The sequence below is a fragment of the Streptomyces cadmiisoli genome (genome assembly GCF_003261055.1).
Taxonomy (GTDB): domain Bacteria; phylum Actinomycetota; class Actinomycetes; order Streptomycetales; family Streptomycetaceae; genus Streptomyces; species Streptomyces cadmiisoli.
This window is the reverse complement of record NZ_CP030073.1, coordinates 838,817-852,538: the sequence shown is the minus strand read 5'-3', so window position 1 is coordinate 852,538 and position 13,722 is coordinate 838,817. Positions and strand designations below refer to the sequence as shown.

9 protein-coding genes are annotated in these 13,722 nt (G+C 71.3%); 1 reads left to right on the top strand and 8 read right to left on the bottom strand.

Going from position 1 to position 13,722, the window contains the following annotated elements:
• Positions 1–5: 5 nt before the first annotated feature.
• From DN051_RS03545 to eccD, 8 genes are all read right to left on the bottom strand, one after another.
• Positions 6–383: a hypothetical protein gene (locus DN051_RS03545; RefSeq protein WP_112437948.1), complete on the bottom strand. Its 378-nt coding sequence runs from the start codon at positions 381–383 to the stop codon at positions 6–8.
• A gap of 2 nt (positions 384–385) precedes the next feature.
• Complete coding sequence (locus DN051_RS03540; RefSeq protein ID WP_053756889.1) at positions 386–841, bottom strand: YbaB/EbfC family nucleoid-associated protein; 456 nt, start codon at positions 839–841, stop codon at positions 386–388.
• 124 nt (positions 842–965) lie between these two features.
• The gene (locus DN051_RS03535; protein ID WP_112437947.1) at positions 966–3,980 is read right to left on the bottom strand and encodes an AAWKG family protein; all 3,015 of its coding nucleotides are present in this window, start codon (positions 3,978–3,980) and stop codon (positions 966–968) included.
• Between the two features lie 131 nt (positions 3,981–4,111).
• Positions 4,112–4,579: a type VII secretion system-associated protein gene (locus tag DN051_RS03530; RefSeq protein WP_053756887.1), complete on the bottom strand. Its 468-nt coding sequence runs from the start codon at positions 4,577–4,579 to the stop codon at positions 4,112–4,114.
• Between the two features lie 394 nt (positions 4,580–4,973).
• Entirely contained in the window at positions 4,974–5,282 is a 309-nt protein-coding gene (locus DN051_RS03525) for a WXG100 family type VII secretion target (RefSeq protein WP_053756886.1), read from the bottom strand.
• Positions 5,283–5,376: 94 nt separating this feature from the next.
• The gene (locus DN051_RS03520) at positions 5,377–5,712 is read right to left on the bottom strand and encodes a hypothetical protein (protein WP_053756885.1); all 336 of its coding nucleotides are present in this window, start codon (positions 5,710–5,712) and stop codon (positions 5,377–5,379) included.
• 447 nt (positions 5,713–6,159) lie between these two features.
• Positions 6,160–7,791: a type VII secretion protein EccB gene (eccB, locus tag DN051_RS03515; protein WP_112437946.1), complete on the bottom strand. Its 1,632-nt coding sequence runs from the start codon at positions 7,789–7,791 to the stop codon at positions 6,160–6,162.
• Between the two features lie 44 nt (positions 7,792–7,835).
• Positions 7,836–9,239, bottom strand: coding sequence for a type VII secretion integral membrane protein EccD (gene eccD / locus DN051_RS03510; RefSeq protein WP_112437945.1), 1,404 nt, complete (start codon positions 9,237–9,239; stop codon positions 7,836–7,838).
• A 404-nt stretch (positions 9,240–9,643) separates the two neighbouring features.
• Between eccD and eccCa the strand changes: the two genes are divergently transcribed.
• Complete coding sequence (gene eccCa / locus DN051_RS03505) at positions 9,644–13,720, top strand: type VII secretion protein EccCa (protein ID WP_246040902.1); 4,077 nt, start codon at positions 9,644–9,646, stop codon at positions 13,718–13,720.
• Positions 13,721–13,722: the final 2 nt, after the last annotated feature.

Below are 13,722 nucleotides of genomic sequence, written 5' to 3'. Positions count from 1 at the left end.
GGAGATCAGCGGCGGCCATGCCCGCCCGGGTTGCCCTCGCCGTACACTCCACCCGTGTTGGTGCGGTTGTTGTGCCGCTCGATCCCCTCCAGGTTGCGGTCGCGGGTGTCCTTCATCATCCGGACCTGGAGCACCGTCGCGTCGGTGATGCCCACCAGCACGTCGCGGACGGCCATCATCGTCTCCTTGGTGGTCTGGCGCTCCTTCTGCTCCTGCGGTCTGGCCTTCTCGGCGAACTCGCCCTCCGTACCGGGCCATCTGACGGTGAGGGCCAGCTCGTCTAGGAACTCCTCGGTCATGTTCCTGGACAAGGTGCCGATCTCCTCCAGCTGCCGCGCCAGGGCCTCGATCCGCCCAGGGGCGACGTAGTACCGCTGTCCCACGATCAGTCCTCCCCGTCCTCGCCGAGCGCGTCGCGCCAGCCGGGGGTGGCCCGGTCGTCGCGTGCCGTGTCCTCGTTGTCCTCGCGCAGCACCTCGGAGCCGAAGATCCGCTCCCAGTCCAGCTCGAAGCCCTTCAGCTCCGGCACGTTGCTGCTCGGCTCGGCGAAGGGCGCCATCGCCTTCAGCACGTGCCGGTTCATCTTCAGCCGCGCCGCGCTCGCCGCCTCCAGGACGCTGGCGGCCAGCTCCTGGGGTGACATGTCGCGGTACTTGTTCTCCAGGAACTCGATCCCGGCCAGTTCGCCCTGCGGGCCCACGGTGGCGCGTACCGCGCGGTCGGAGGAGAGCACCGCGAACGAGGCCTGCCGCAGTTCGCGCTCGGTCCGAGCGACCGCCTCCTGGGCGGCCTGGAGTTCGGCCATCGCCTTCTCCAGTCGCTTCTCCAGCGGTTCCGTCACGCCCGCTCCTGCCTTCTCCGACGCCAACTGCCGTGCCGATCTTGCCGGGTGAAGTGCCCGATGCGGAAGCCGGGGTCGGGTGGTGTTCGTCTCGCCGCCGCGGTCGCGCCTGAACTCGTGGCGGTCACCGTCCGATGACGGCCGGTGTGCCGCCCTCCTCGGTGCCCCACACGTCCGTGTCCTCCTCCAGGTAGTCGGCGGAACTGGTGGACCTGCGACTCGGCTCCGCCTCTTCCTCGGGGGTGTCGCCTCCGGTGGTCGCCACCCGGGAGGCCGGGGCCAGGAACGTGTCGCTGTCCTCCTGGCGGTTCCACGGGCTGCGCCTGCGGCGGTTGCGGCGCTCGCTCTCCTCCGCCGCGTCGACCAGGACGGCCCGCACCCGCTCGCCGTTGCCCCGGTCACCGCCCGCGCCCATGCCGCCCATGCCGCCCATCGGCATTCCGGGGGTGCCGGGCATGCCGGGCGCGCCGGGCGCGCCGGCAGCGGCGGCGAGCGGGCTGCCCGCGCCGCCGGCGACTCCGTCCGAGAGAGGAGCCGCACCGGCTCCGAAGCCGTTCTGGGCACCGCCGCCGAGACCGCCGGAGCTGCCGTTGCCGCCGGTCGAGTTGAGGTCGTGCAGATTGACCGTCTCGGTGTTGCCCTGAGGGTCGGTGATGGTGGCGATGCCGGTTTCAGGGTCGATGACCTGGGTGCTGCCGTCCGGGAAGGTGGTGGTCAGTTTGCCGTTGTCCAGGACGGTGGTGGAGCCGTCCGGGTTGGTCACCTGTGCCCCGTGGGTGAGGTCGGTGGTCGTGGTGGTGCCGTCCGGGTGGGTCGTGGTGAGCAACCCGCTCTCCGGGTCGAACGTGGCTGTGCTGCCGTCCGGGTAGGTGGTGGTGAAGTCGCCGTCCACGACGGCGGTGTGGCCGCCTGTGGGGGTCTCCAGCCCGGACTGCCCGCTGTTGAGGTTGCCCAGGTCGCCGATCGACTCGGTGGTGACGTCCGAGTTGATGTCGCCGAGGTCGCCCAGGTCCCCGAGGTCGTTCCGGCCGTTGAGGTTGCCCGGACTGCCGAGGTTCTGGGTGGTGGTGGTGCCGTCGGGGTGCGTGGTGGTGGCCTGGCCGGTCTCGGGGTCGATGGTCTGGACGGTGCCGTCGGGGAAGGTGGTGGTCAGCTTCCCGTCGTCGCCGAGGGAGGTGACCGAGCCGTCCGGGTTGGTCACCCTGGTGCCGTCGCCCAGATCCTGTGTGGTGGTGGAGCCGTCGGGGTGCGTGGTGGTGAGTTCCCCGCTCGCCGGGTCGAAGGTGGTGCTGCTGCCGTCCGGGAAGTCGGTGGTGACCTTGCCGTCGGTGAGCTGGGTGGTGCCGCCCGTCGGGGTTTCGAGGGTGCCGTCTGAGCCGTTGTTGAGACCGTCGAGGTTGCCGAGGTTCTGGGTGACCGCCTCGTTGGCCGCGTCGGTGGAGTTCTTGTTCCCGCCCGGTCCGTTGTTGAGCGCGCCGAGGTTGCCGAGGTTCTGGGTGATCGGTCCCGGACCCGACTGCCCGCCGTCGCCGAGGCTCTCGGTGACCGGCTTGTTCCCGTTCAGCAGGTCGTCGAGGCTGCCGAGGTTCTGCTCGTCGACCGCGTTGGGGTCGTTGAGACCGCCGAGGCTCTTCTCCACGGCCTTGCGCTGCTCCTCGGCCTCACGTTCGGCCTCCTCCTGCTGGCGCCGCTGCTCCTCACGCAGCTCCTCCTGATACCTGCGGTCCTCCTCCCGCTGCCTGTTCTGCTCTCCGCGCAACTCCTCCTGGTACCGGCGGTCCTCCTCGCGCTGGCGTTCCTGCTCCTCCCGCAGCTCGTCCTGGTACCTGCGGTTCTCCTCGTTCTGCCGGTTGAGCTCGTCCTCTCCCTCCTTGATCTTCTTCTCCTCGTACTCCTCCGAAGCGGTGCTGGTCGACTTCGGCCGGGGAACGTTGTCGGAGAAGTCCTCGCCCAGCTCGATGAAGTGGTTGTTGAGGGCCGACTGGACCTGGGCGGCGGGCTTGCCCAGATACTCGTCGACGCCCTGGCTCCAGATCCTGACCGCCTTGTCGCCGACCTTCGCCCAGTTCGCGATGTCGGTGAGCTCGCCGTACTCCGGATGCACCTGGGAGAAGCCGGCCTGCGGGGTGTGGCTGATGGACGTGGTGTAGCGGGTGGTCGTCGACGTGATGTTCGTCTTGGCGACGTTGTTCGCGTCCACCCACTGGGCCAGGTCGTCCAGGACGTAGCGGAGCACCCGGTGGGGGTCGTAGTACGGCGAGTTCGCCCAGTCGATCCATGCCTGCAACAGGGTTCTGGCCGCGTCCTCCAGGTACTTGCGGCCCAGGGACAGGGCCCGTGAGTACACCGTGTTGCCGGTGCCGGTCTCGTCGCCGGAACCGGGTGTGGAGTCGAAGGTCTCGACGTAGCTGTCGTAGTTCTCGCGGATCTTCCTCAGCAGGCTGCGGAAGACCTCCGCGGCCTCGCCCTGCCAGCTCGCGTCGTCGCGGCCGAAGCGGTCCTCCCAGTCCTTGAGCACCACCGCGTGGTCCCTGAAGAACTTGGCCGCGAAGTCGAAGGATTCCCCGGTGGTGGTGAAGGAGTTGAGGTCCACGACGTCGTTGCCGGGTACACCGAGGTTGCTGAACCGGGCGTCCTGTGTGCTGCCGCCCAGCAGGGCGAGGAGCGCCGCCCGCGGCCCGTTCATGTACCGGGCGAGCGGGATCGTGCTCAGCTTCTGCTTGTTGTAGTCGGTGAACTCGTTGCCCTCGCGGACCTGCGCGTCGTTGACGTTGGTGGAGTTGGGGCCGGCGAAGATGATCTCGTCGTCGACCTTCACGCGGCCCTCGAAGACGATCCGGGCCTGCATGATCGACCGCCGCTTGCCGCCGTCGAAGAACCAGATGTCGTAGTCCTCGCCCTTGTTCGTCAGGAAGCCGGAGTCCTTGACGAGTGCGCTGAGGCTGCGCTCCGGGATGTCCATCCGAAAGAGCTTGCCGCCGTGGTCGGACCGGAGCGAGTCGAAGACGGTGTTGCGGTCCGGCACCGGATAGCCGGTGATGTGGGTGACCAGGGTGGCCCAGGTGTCGGTCGACGGGTCGCGGGCATTGTCGAACTTGTCGATGTTGGCGACTGAGTTGGGATCGTACCGATCGGCCACCGGGGGCCCTTTCTGGTCGGTTGTTCTGCCGTACCGGCGCACCCGGGTGCTGTTGCGGGTGTGCGGCCGGGTGCTTCTCCCCGCGCGTGCCGGGGCGGGCGCGGCACGCGCGGCCCGCGTGCGGTACGGGCTCAGGAGTCGTCGGTCTCGCCGGTGCTGCCGGAGGTGAGGACGTCGACCTCGTCGAAGGTCTGGAGCAGTGTCTGCGCGTCGATCGCGTTCAGGTTCTTGCCCCTGGTCCTGTTGGCCTCGTCGATGGTCTCGGTGAGCGCTTCCTTCAGCTCCTTGAAGAGTTCCATCTGGTCGCCGAGCAGATTGTCGATGGCCACGGCCGCGGTGCGGATGCCCTCGATCAGCTTCGGGCCCGACACCAGGGGTTCTGTGACCATCCTGCCGATGCGCAGGAGCTGCTTGTCCTGGGCGAGGTTCTCCGGGGTGGTGTGCCCGTCGACGAGGTGGCCGAGCGGGCGGATGTGCGCCCCGTCGCCGTCCTCGCGGTGCTTCTTCGCGGCGAGGTACACCGGCTGCACCTCGTTGTCCCGGAAGTTCTCCATCTGCTTGAGGTCGAAATGCTTGACGTCGGCCTTCTCACCGGCCATGTGACGTTCTCCTGCCGCTCGGTGCCGGACGGGGACTTCGTGGCCCGGCGGAGCCCGCCGGGGGTCGGACGGCCCGGTGGGCGCGCCGCAGGGAGTCGGAGGGCCGACGGAAGCGGGCCGGAGCGATGTCCGGCGCCGCGCCACGGTGCCGGGTGGGCCCCGCGGCACGTCCGGAGGCCACCGGCCTGCCCGCAGGTGTCAGGCGCGGGCTGCGCGGGCTGTCCGCAGCGGGGACCCCCGACGCGTTGCCGCACGGCGCGTGCGCGCCGTGCGGGCGGTTCGACGCCTGCCGACCACCGGCATCGGACGCCGGGGTCCGCCCACGGGACGGACTCGGTCGAACTGCGGGTACCGGGGCCGGTCGTCAAATTCCCGCCTGCCCCGCGATTTGGCCCTAGCGGGCCCGCACACCGCCCCAGTTGTCTGCGCTCCTGCGCTCGTCGCGGGAGTGGTTGTCGTGGATCGTCCGGATCAGCTCGCCGTTGTCGCCCAGCAGTGCGGCCATGTTCTTGGTGGCCTGGTCCCACTCCGCCTGGACCTGGAGGTACATCTCCTGGTCGGTACCCTCCCAGGAGCTGACGAGCGGCTTCAGCTCGTCCTCCAGGTTGTTGAGGGTCGTGATGATCTGCCGGGTCTGCTCCATCAATTCCTCGACGGTCTGCTGGACCTTGGGGTACTGCAGGTCGATGATGCCGTCGGCCATGACGTCTCCTCTGGGGTGGCCGGGCGTCGGTGCCCGGGAAGCTCACGGGGCGCGGCCGTCCGCGGCCGCGCCGCAAGGGGCCGGTGCCGCGGGGTCAGCGCAGCGCGTCGAAGACGCCCTGGCTGGTCTTGCTGTTGAGGACCTCGGTCAGGTCCTGGTTCTCCTTCGCCAGGCGGTCGGCGGAGGCCACGTTCTCCTGGAGCGCGTCGATCATCTTGCTGATCTGGACGACGACCTTCTGCGCCTCGGTGTTCCAGCTGCGGAACAGCTTCAGCAGTGCGGCGCCCTCGTCGCCGCCGACGCCTGAACTAGCCGCGATCCCGGCGACGTTGTTCTGAGCCTTCTCCACCTGGTCCCGGGCCGTCTCCAGTGAGGTGACGCCCGCCAGGCCCTTGGCATGGTCCGCTCTCCTCGCGCCACTGTCCGCCATGCCGCGCTCCCTTCGTTCAGGTGAGTCTTGTTGCACCGTTGCCCGCTGAGGCTATGGAGAAGCCGGTGTTCCGCGCAACGCGTGCAGGGAAGATTTGAGCTTAGGTCAGCTCGCCGTAATTCGTTGCCGGGCAGGGGAGTTGCCGGTTTGTTTCGGTGTGATGAACACCCGCTGCCCGCCCGGTCGGGGCAGTGTGCGGTGAACCGTCCTCCGGCAGTGAAGCGGGCGGAGAACGGGCACGGGAAGAACACGAACGGTCGTCGCCAAGGGCCGTTCCCGGCAGCGGCATGGGATTCCTCGGGTGCGGCCGGCTCGCTTTTTCTGAGCTTTTTCTGAGGTTCCACTCGACACCCGGGCCGTAACGGTTCCGCCGACACCGTTCAGTCGGCTCCGAGTTCGGCTTGAAGTTTTCCCTGCCGCGTTCCGTCCTTTTCTTTTCCTCAGGTGCTATATGCGGTCCTGACCTTTTTCGGCGGCGGTGTCCGCTGCGTCGACCGTGCCGGCCGCGCGAACTGTGCCGGATGTGTCCGACGTGTCCAGCTCGTCGGTGCTCTCGGGCTGCTCCTGGCGGGCGCCGGCACCGCAGTCCGGCGCCGTCACCCTGGGCTGCGCGGCGCCCGTGGCGGCGGCCGGGTCCAGGTCGGCGCCGGTCGGGAGGGCCGCGAGCAGCGGTGCGGGGACGGAGCCGATGTCTCCGATCTGGTAACCGAGTGCTTCGAGCGAGTTCTTGGCGGAAACCCGGTACTTCACGCCGTTCTCCGCCACGAGATAGGTGGTCCCCGCGTGGGCGGCACCGCTCGCGTTCAGGGCCCGGACGAGCGCCCCACGTCCCGGCCGGACCACGGTCGCGTCCGTCGGGGAACAGGCCGGCCTCAGAGGCTGAGCGGTGCCCTCGGACACCGCGACCGGGGCGAGCCCGGCCAGCGGCACGAGGACGGACGTGATCCGGGCGCCGCCGTTGCCGCCGTCCACCTGCGCGCAGAGCGCGGTGCCGCGCGGCGCGGACCGGGGCGCCGGCGGCGCGTCGGGCAGCTCCGCGGAGCCGACCGGCCCGGAGCCCTTCGCCCCGTGCTCGCGCAGCGCGTCCGCGCCGACCGTGCGCGCCTGCGGCGACCGCCCCTCGTAGGCGTCCTTCTGGGTGGCCGGGTCGCCGAGCACCAGGGCGGCGCCGAGCCGGGTCAGCGGCACCAGGCCGTCCTTGCGCAGCAGGTGGTACGTGCTGTCGCCGCCCGGAACGCTGACCTTGAACAACTGGCCGATCCGGCTGGCCTCGCCACCGAGCACCGGGCCCTCCTCGCCGCGTCCCGGCACGTCGGGCGGTGCCAGGACCGGGCCCGGTGCGAGCGCGTCGAGGAAGGCCGCCGAGACCGGCATCGGCCGCTCGGAGCCGTACCCGAGCGCGGTGCGGGCGTCCGAGGCACGGTCCAGCGGCAACCTGCTGCCCCGCCACACCAGGTACTCGGTGTCGTCCGGGCCGCTCACCAGCACCGCTCGGTCGCCGCCGATGCCGCGCGAGTCCAGCGGCGCACCGGCCACCAGGGTGGTGGCCCCCGGCTCGTCCACCCCGGTGTCCGGCACGAGACCGGAGGTACTGGGCAGCGCCCCGTCCGGCCCGGTGACGCAGAGGTGCCAGGCGCCGCCGTCGAGCCGGTCGCGGGCAGGCACGGTGTCCGGGGCGCCCGGGATGCCGACCGGGGCGCCCACCGGTACGTCCCGCAACGAGTTGGTGCCCACGTCCACGGTCGCCAGGTCGGAGCCGCCGATCAGCCGCGCCGAGGCGTAGTTGCGGACCGGGTGCAGCACGCCGTCGATGCCGGTCCACAGGTAGGTCGCGCCGGTGTCGTGGTTGACCACGAGGTGCTCACCCTCGCGCCAGGCGTCGTTCCCGCCGGGGCGCAGCAGCCCGTAGACCGTGGCGCCCGCGCCGATCAGGACCGTCGCCAGCACTCCGAAGACGACGCCCCGGGTGGTGCGCCCGAGCGGGCTCTCCGGTGCGTCCGGGTCGGCCATCAGCAGGCCCGAGCTGAGCCTGCCCATCATGAAACTGTGGGCGTGCACCTGGTCGCGTTTGGACTGCACAGCCTCTCCTCAAGTCGTCGTCCACTCCCGGCGTGCCGGTGTGCTCAGCCGAACAGGCCGCGCAGCCAGCCGAAGAGACCCGCCACCCACAGGGTCAGCGGCAGCAGCGCGACGGCGAGGCCGGTGTGCGCCATTTCCGCAGCGCGGCCCCAGTACGGCAGGACCCGGCGGCCGGGCACCGTCCAGGCGGCGATCACGAGTGCGGCCGCGGCGGCGAGCAGTACCGCGAAGACGACGAGGCGCCCGTCGCCGTCGCTGCTCACCGCCCAGGCGCGGGCCAGCAGCAGCAGTCCCCAGATGCCGGGAACCGCCAGGGTCAGTCGCTGCCCGATGTGCACCAGACCGCGGGAGTGCAGGAGCAGCAGCAGGCTCAGCGCCAGGGCCGTGAGCACCTCGGGCAGGTCAGGATTCTCGGCGAGGACGACCAGCGCTGCCGCGGCCACGGTGCCGGTGGCGGCGAAGAGGGCGGCGACCCAGCGTCCGGCCAGCTCGGTGCGCTCGGCGACCTCGTTGCCCGCGTACGGCTCGATGCCCTCCTGCAACTGGCCGGCGGAGGACGGCAGCGACGGCATGCGCATTCCGGCCAGTTTGAAGGCGAACGGTGCCACCGCCCCGGCCGCCAGCACGACCACCGTCGCCACCAGCGCCACCGAGGCCGGCACGTCCAGGCCCGTGTAGCCGATCAGGGCCCCGGAGACCGCGGTGGCCACCGCGACGACCGCGGTGGCCAGCAGGGCCGGGGCGCCGACCGCGGTGGCGGCGAGCGCGAGGACCGCGCCCCCCGCGCCGGCCGCACCTGCCGCGAGCAGCCGTGCGCCCGCGACGCGCGCCGCGTCCGGGCCCGTCAGGTCACCGCCGGGCAGTACCCAGCCGGCCAGCGCCAGACAGGGCGCGACCAGCAGACCGAGCGCGGTCGCGGAGAGACGGTCGCCGACCGCGCGGCTCGCGGAGCCCGCACCCGCCAGCAGCAGCAGCCCGGCCACGGCCGCGCAGACGGCCCGGGACGCGGAGCCGGTCACACCGGGCCGGAACACCAGCACCAGAGCGGCCACCACCGTCGCCACCACGCTGCCCACCAGCAGCCCGCGCGCCGCGCCGGGATGCCAGGTGTGCAGCCGCCGGCCCGCGGTGTCGGCTATCCCGTCCACCAGGTCGTCGAGGCGCGCCTCCGGCAGTGCCTCGGTGTGCGGCCGCAGATGGAGCACGGCGCCGTCGGCGAGCCCGGCGCGGGCGAGGGTGGTCTCCTCGTCGAGCGGGGCGTCGCCGAGTCGCTGGAGGACCCAGCCGGCGTGGTCGAGTCCCGCCTCCTCGGCCTCCTCGCCGACATAACGCAGCAGCGTGGGCAGCAGATCGGCGACCGGCACGTCGGCGGGCACGGCCAGATCGACGGAGACGCTCGGCGCACGTACGGTCAGGCGGCACAGCTCGGACACCGCGCTGTCGGTCATCAGCTGAACTCTCGTCTTCCGTTGGGGCTTTGACAGGAGGACCCCTCGGAAGAGGGGACGTGCGAAGAATACGGAAGGTCCTCGCCGCCCCGAACCGGGGGTCCGGACAGGGGAATTGCGTCCACCCGTCCGATTGGCACCGCTCCCGCGTGGACAGGCCGCGCTCGGTGAATGCAGACTACTGCCTGCGTCCGCCGGATCGTGCTGTGGGCCGGACTCGATGTCCTGTATTGAGTTGAACGTCTCGGGAGTTGACCGTCCCCCGCTTTCCGCTCGGAACATTCACCCGCCGTTCACCCCCTTGCCCGGGGTGCGGAGAATGAGCGCGGTTCGGTCATTCCCGCCACCGGTGCGCCGGTATTCGGTGCGGGCCGGAAAGCCAGTGAACCCGGAGGTTCTGTTCCTTGAGTGTCGTGCTGTTTCGCCGGCCGGCCCGCCGGCGCGGACCCGAGATGCCCGAGGGGCAATTGACCCTCCAGGAACCGCCGGTCCTCGCCGAGACGGTGCCCGACACCTCGGCGATATGGACCTATTTGCCGATGGCCCTGATGTCGGTGTCGATGATGCTGATGTTCCTGCGCCCCGGCGGCGGGAACGGCGTCTTCATGTATCTGGCCCTGGGGGTCATGGTGCTGTCCGCCGCGGCCATGCTGCTGGGGCAGCTGATGCGCCGCTCCAGTGAGCGCAAGCAGCGACTGAAGGGCGAACGCCGCGACTACCTGCGCTACCTGGCCCAGACGCGCCGGCGGGTCCGCGCCACCATCGTGGAACAGCAGCGTGCGCTCGCCTGGCGCCATCCGGAGCCCGCCTCCCTGCGCTCACTGGCCCGCACCTCGCGTCTGTGGGAACGCCGCCCGGCCGACGAGGACTTCGGCGAGGTCCGGCTCGCGGTCGGCGAACAGCAGCTCGCGCTCACCCTGAATCCGGTCTCCACCCGCCCGGTGGAGGACCTCGAACCGCTCTGCGCGCACGCCCTGCGCCGCTTCATCCGCGCCTACTCCACCATCCCCGAACAGCCTCTGGGCCTGTACCTGCGCTCCTCGGCCCGGGTTTTGCTGCGCCCCGAGGAGATGCCCGGCGGTGACGCCGCCGAGCCCGGCGCACCGCCGTCCGGGCAGAGCGGCGGCACCCGGGCGGGCGGCGAACCGGCCGCCGACCCCGGCGCCGACGCGGTACGCGCCCTGGTGCGCGCCGTGCTCGGCCAGCTCGCGGTGTTCCACGCGCCCGAGGAGCTGTGGCTGGCGGTCTGCGTCAGTGACGAGCGGCGGTCCGACTGGGAGTGGGTCAAGTGGCTGCCGCACGCGCTGCACCCGCACGAGGAGGACGGCGCCGGCCAGGTCCGCCGGATCACCGCCGACCTCACCGAGCTCGACGACCTGCTCGGCGTGGAGTTCGCCGAGCGTCCCGGCTTCGACCCGGACGCCCGCCCCGGCCGTGACGAGCCCTACACGGTCATCGTCCTGGACGGCATCACCGTCCCCGAGGGCCACCGCTGGGAGGGCCACGGCTACCGGAACGCCGTGGTCCTCGACGTCTCGGGGGCGTTGCGCTGGCGGCCCGGCCGCAACACGCTGCGGCTGACCGTCGGACCGGATCAGGTGAGCCTGGTGCGGACCGACCGCAGCCGCAAGGAGCGCTCGGTGCCGCTCGGCCGCCCGGACCGGCTCGGCCCGCTCGGCGCGGAGTCACTGGCCCGGCTGCTCACCCCCCGCCGGATGAGTCTGGGCACCGACATCGCGCAGCCGCTGGACAGCGACGTCGAGCTGACCACGCTGCTCGGCATCCCCGACCTGCACCGGCACGACCCGAAGGTCCTCTTCGAACGGAACACCGGCTCCGCCCGGCTCCGGGTGCCGATCGCGGTCGGTGTGGACGGCCGCCCCGTGGACCTCGACATCAAGGAGTCCGCGCAGGGAGGCATGGGCCCGCACGGCATGCTCATCGGAGCCACCGGCTCCGGCAAGAGCGAACTCCTGCGCACCCTCGTCCTCGGCCTCGCCCTCACCAACTCCTCCGAGACCCTCAACTTCGTCCTGGTCGACTTCAAGGGCGGCGCCACCTTCCTGGGCCTGGAGGAACTCCCGCACACCTCCGCGGTCATCACCAACCTGGCCGACGAGGTCGCCCTGGTGGAACGTATGCAGGACGCCCTGCACGGCGAGCTGATCCGCCGCCAGGAACTGCTGCGCGCCGCCGGCAACTACACCTCCGCCCTGGAGTACGAGCGGGCGCGCGCCGCCGGAGCGGACCTCGCCCCGCTGCCCAGCCTGTTCGTGGTGGTCGACGAGTTCAGTGAACTGCTGTCCTCCCACCGGGAGTTCATGGACCTGTTCGTGATGATCGGCCGCCTCGGCCGGTCTCTCGGGGTGCATCTGCTGCTCGCCTCGCAGCGCCTGGACGAGGGCCGGATGCACCAGCTGGAGAGCCATCTGTCGTACCGCATCGGCCTGCGCACCTTCTCCGCCATGGAGAGCCGCGGCGTACTCGGCGTGCCGGACGCCTACGAGCTGCCGGCCCAGCCCGGCAGCGGCTACCTGAAGTCCGGCGTGGAGGCCCTGACCCGGTTCCGCGCCGGCTATTCCTCCGGGACGTACCGGCGCCGCACCGGCGCGGTGGTGCAGGCCCGGGTGGCCAGCCAGGTCGTGCCGTGGACCAGCGGATGGGTGGTGCCGCGCACTTTGGAGACCTCGCCCGATCCGGAGCCGGAGACCGAGGAGACCGGCGACCAGGAGACCCTGCTCGACGTGGCCCTGGACCGGCTGCGCGACTCCGGCCCCGCCGCCCACCAGGTGTGGTTGCCGCCGCTGGACGAGCCTTCCCCGCTGGACGCGCTGCTGCCGGGCATCGCCCCCGACGCCGAGCGCGGACTGAGCGCGGCCGGCTGGTCCGGGACCGGCAGGCTGCGGGTGCCGGTCGGCCTGGTGGACAAGCCGTTCGAGCAGCGCCGCGACCCGCTGATCGTGGACCTGTCCGGGGCCGGTGGACACGTCGCCATCGCGGGCGGTTCGCAGAGCGGCAAATCCACTCTGGCCCGCACACTGATCGCCGCCCTCGCCCTCACCCACACACCCGCCGAGATCCAGTTCTACTGCCTCGACTTCGGCGGCGGCGGCCTCTCTCAGTTCGCCGCGCTCCCGCACGTCGGCGGCGTCGCGGCCCGCCTCAACCCGGAACGGGTGCACCGGGCCGTGGCCGAGGTGATGACGCTGCTCGCCCGCCGCGAGCAGTTCTTCGTGGACCACACCATCGACTCCATGCAGTCCTACCGCCGTCGCCGCGCCGCCGGGGAGTTCCCCGACGAGCCCTTCGGCGACGTGTTCATGGTGGTGGACGGCTGGTCCACGGTCCGCCAGGACTACGACGACCTGGTCCCGAAGTTCAATGAACTCGCCGCCCGCGGCCTGAACTACGGCATCCATCTGCTCATCACCACCACCCGCTGGGTGGAGTTGTCGGCGCAGGTCCGCGACCAGTCCGCCACTCGTCTCGAGTTGCGGATGGGCGACCCGATGGACTCCGAGGTGGACACCCGAAAGGCCCGCTCGGTGCCGCGCAGCGGCGGCCGCGGCATCACCGCCGACAGCAAGATGCACTTCCTCGCCGGCCTGCCGCGCCTGGACGGCAGCGGTTCCCTCGACGACCTCGGCGACGGCGTCGCCCACCTGGTCGCCGAAGTCTCCCGGCACTGGTCCGGCCCGGTGGCCCCGCAGGTCCGGATGCTGCCGCACCGGCTTGCGCTGGCCGAACTCCCCGCACCCGAGACCACCGAGGGCGGCGGCATGCGTCTTGCGCTCGGCATCGACCAGGACGCCCTGGAACCGGTCTGGCACGACTTCAGCCGCACCCCGCACCTGATCGTGGTCGGCGACACCGAGAGCGGCAAGACCAACCTGCTGCGCCGGGTCACCGAGGGCATCACCGCGCGCTACGCCCCGAACGAGGCGAAGATCATCGTGGTGGACTACCGCCGTACCCTGGTCGACGCCATTCCCGAGGACTACCGCATCGGGCATGTGATCTCGCTGGACAACCTCAAGGAGACCATCGACGGCGCCGCCCGCGCGATGAAGACCCGGGTCCCCGGCGCGGACATCGCCCCCGCCCGCATGCGCCGGTGCGACTGGTGGACCGGCCCGCGGCTGTTCATCCTGGTCGACGACTACGACATGGTGTCCGGCAACTCCTTCCAGAGCCCCTTCGAGCCGCTGTTCGAGCATCTGACCCTCGGCTTCGAGACGGGCCTGCACCTGATCGTCGCCCGCAGCGCCATGGGTGCCGGGCGCGGCCTCAGCGACGGCCTGATCCGCCGCCTCGACGAGGCCAACAACCCCGCCGTCCTGCTGTCCTGCCCGCCCACCGAGGGCCGTCTGTTCGGCAACACGAAACCCCTCAACCTCCCTCCCGGCCGAGCCCTGCACATCGCCCGCCGCCGGGCGCGGTTGATGCAGACGGCACTGGTGGAGGACGGCCGGCCGGACTGAGG

What these genes read in the sequence shown, in the direction of transcription:
- DN051_RS03530 (WP_053756887.1), bottom strand. Translation starts at nt 4,579, where the DNA reads ATGGCCGGTGAGAAGGCCGACGTCAAGCATTTCGACCTCAAGCAGATG.
- DN051_RS03525 (WP_053756886.1), bottom strand. Translation starts at nt 5,282, where the DNA reads ATGGCCGACGGCATCATCGACCTGCAGTACCCCAAGGTCCAGCAGACC.
- DN051_RS03520 (WP_053756885.1), bottom strand. Translation starts at nt 5,712, where the DNA reads ATGGCGGACAGTGGCGCGAGGAGAGCGGACCATGCCAAGGGCCTGGCG.
- eccD (WP_112437945.1), bottom strand. Translation starts at nt 9,239, where the DNA reads ATGACCGACAGCGCGGTGTCCGAGCTGTGCCGCCTGACCGTACGTGCG.